Raw genomic sequence first — 3,159 nt, forward strand, 5'->3', positions numbered from 1 at the left:
GTAAGCGCACGGTTTCAGGTACTATTTCACTCCCCTGTTCGGGGTGCTTTTCACCTTTCCCTCACGGTACTTGTTCACTATCGGTCTCTCAGTAGTATTTAGCCTTACCAGATGGTCCTGGCAGATTCAGACAGAATTTCTCGTGTTCCGCCCTACTCAGGATACTGCTAGGATTGTATTGCTTACCTGTACGGGACTGTCACCCTCTTTGGTCGAATTTTCCAAAAACGTTCCAGTTCAAAATACTTCTCCATATCGCAGTCCTACAACCCCACCATTGCCGAAACAATGATGGTTTAGGCTGTTCCCTGTTCGCTCGCCACTACTAGGGGAATCATTATTATTTTCTTTTCCTCCGCCTACTTAGATGTTTCAGTTCAGCGGGTTTGCCTCCAGGTTACCCCGGATATCCATGATGGATGGGTTGCCCCATTCGGAAATCTTCGGATCGATTCATATTTGCTAATCCCCGAAGCTTATCGCAGCTTGTCACGTCCTTCATCGCCTCTGAGAGCCAAGGCATCCTCCGTACGCCCTTAGTAACTTTCTTTAGATAGAATCCTCGTATTGATTCACTTTGTATCTCTTGTAAAATTGTCGTATCTCTATAATTGTGATTTGACTCTCGATAATTTAAAATTATCGTTTGTTTTTCCCAACATGCCAAAGAACTTTAAAGCACAGAAACAGTTGCCTGTTTCAACTTGTGTAGATAATTAAGGAATCGAACCTTAAACAACGTTTGCACCAGCATTATCTCTTGTTCACCTATTACTTAATGAACCTTTCCGACCGTTTTTAGTCTCTTTCGTGGAGAATAAGGGAGTCGAACCCTTGACCTCTAGAATGCAAATCTAGCGCTCTAGCCAACTGAGCTAATCCCCCAAATCTGTCAGTTTACAGTATTCAGCCTCAGTTTTCAGTGTTTTGATCACTGTGACTGCCAACTGCTGACTGGACTTGTAGTCCCGCCCAGACTTGAACTGGGGACCCCTACATTATCAGTGTAGTACTCTAACCAGCTGAGCTACGGGACTCTATTACAGAGTTCCGCTTTGCGAGTTTAAAGTTTCGAGTTACAATTCTTTGAACTTTGAACTTTAAACTTTGAACTCTATCAGTAATATTTTAAAAAAAGCAAGGACCTTCTTTGTCAACTTCGTCACTGAGATCTATTGCTAGACCTGTGCTCCAGAAAGGAGGTGTTCCAGCCACACCTTCCGGTACGGCTACCTTGTTACGACTTAACCCCAGTTACCGGTTTTACCCTAGGCCGCTCCTTGCGGTCACAGACTTCAGGCACCCCCAGCTTCCATGGTTTGACGGGCGGTGTGTACAAGGCCCGGGAACGTATTCACCGCGCCATGGCTGATGCGCGATTACTAGCGAATCCAACTTCATGGAGTCGGGTTGCAGACTCCAATCCGAACTGGGATCGGCTTTTGGGATTAGCATCACATCGCTGTGTAGCTGCCCTTTGTACCGACCATTGTAACACGTGTGTAGCCCTGGACATAAGGGCCGTGCTGATTTGACGTCATCCCCACCTTCCTCTCACCTTACGGTGGCAGTCCCGCTAGAGTCCCCAGCATGACCTGATGGCAACTAACGGTAGGGGTTGCGCTCGTTATGGGACTTAACCCGACACCTCACGGCACGAGCTGACGACAACCATGCAGCACCTTGTAAATAGCTCCGAAGAGAAAGACTGTTTCCAATCTATGCAATCTACATTTAAGCCCAGGTAAGGTTCCTCGCGTATCATCGAATTAAACCACATGTTCCTCCGCTTGTGCGGGCCCCCGTCAATTCCTTTGAGTTTCAACCTTGCGATCGTACTCCCCAGGTGGATCACTTAATGCTTTCGCTCAGCCGCTTACTGTGTATCGCAAACAGCGAGTGATCATCGTTTACGGCGTGGACTACCAGGGTATCTAATCCTGTTCGCTCCCCACGCTTTCGTGCCTCAGCGTCAATCATGGCTTAGTAAGCTGCCTTCGCAATTGGAGTTCTGTGTCATATCTATGCATTTCACCGCTACACAACACATTCCACCTACCTCAACCATATTCAAGACTTGCAGTATCAATGGCAGTTCTACCGTTAAGCGGCAGCATTTCACCACTGACTTACAAGCCCGCCTGCGCACCCTTTAAACCCAATGAATCCGGATAACGCTTGCATCCTCCGTATTACCGCGGCTGCTGGCACGGAGTTAGCCGATGCTTATTCCTATGCTACCGGCAACTTCCTACACGTAGGAAGGTTTCTTGGCATAGAAAAGCAGTTTACAACCCGTAGGGCCGTCATCCTGCACGCGGGATGGCTGGTTCAGACTCTCGTCCATTGACCAATATTCCTCACTGCTGCCTCCCGTAGGAGTCTGGTCCGTGTCTCAGTACCAGTGTGGGGGATAATCCTCTCAGAACCCCTAAGGATCGTTGCCTAGGTGAGCCGTTACCTCACCTACTAGCTAATCCTACGCATGCCCATCTTGTACCACCTCAGCTTTAATTGTTAAACCATGCGGTTATACAATTCTATGGGGTATTAATCCACGTTTCCATGGGCTATCCCCCTGTACAAGGCAGGTTGCATACGCGTTACGCACCCGTGCGCCGCTCTCATCACCCGAAGGCGAATCCCGCTCGACTTGCATGTGTTAAGCCTCCCGCTAGCGTTCATCCTGAGCCAGGATCAAACTCTCCGTTGTAAATTAAAAAGTTTAAATATCCTTCGCTCCAGGTCTACTTGTCTCTCAGAAATCAACAAAGTTGGTTAAACCTTGCTTTTTTGTGCTTCAAAATTTTAAAGAACTTTTTTCCGTAAAAAAACCAGCACCTCAATTCTACCTCTTAATGCCGGTCATCTACTTTTTTGCTTCTTACTCACTGGCCATCCTTTCCTCTCATTCAGTCTTTCAACTTCTCTCCTCTCAGAATCTGCCAGAACTCGTTCCCTTATTACGGGGCGACAAAGGTAAATAGTTTTTTAAAACTACCAAAACTTCAAGCATTTTTTTTGAAGTTTTTTTCTCCCGATTTCCTTCCGAAAACTACCCGTTAACCAAGCCCGTTTCCATTCCAAAAATCCCCTTCATCATCTCTTAGAACTTCGCCTCTATTCAAAAGCGGCTGCAAAGGTAAAGATCATTTTTAA

General features: G+C 46.8%; 2 tRNA genes and 2 rRNA genes (1 of these 4 running past the window's edge). All 4 read right to left on the reverse strand.

The features are described from left to right. A 23S ribosomal RNA gene (locus HFD85_RS21650) occupies positions 1-550 on the reverse strand; it reaches 2,258 nt to the left of the window's first position. Between the two features lie 261 nt (positions 551-811). Further along, positions 812-885: transfer RNA gene (locus HFD85_RS21655), tRNA-Ala, on the reverse strand. A gap of 78 nt (positions 886-963) precedes the next feature. Continuing rightward, positions 964-1,037, reverse strand: a tRNA-Ile gene (locus HFD85_RS21660). A gap of 158 nt (positions 1,038-1,195) precedes the next feature. Next, positions 1,196-2,713 (reverse strand): 16S ribosomal RNA (locus HFD85_RS21665). Together the 16S and 23S rRNA genes with 2 tRNA genes alongside form the textbook arrangement of a ribosomal RNA operon. Positions 2,714-3,159: the final 446 nt, after the last annotated feature.

Source organism: Maribellus sediminis (genome assembly GCF_011799805.1).
In the GTDB taxonomy this organism is placed as follows: domain Bacteria; phylum Bacteroidota; class Bacteroidia; order Bacteroidales; family Prolixibacteraceae; genus Draconibacterium; species Draconibacterium sediminis_A.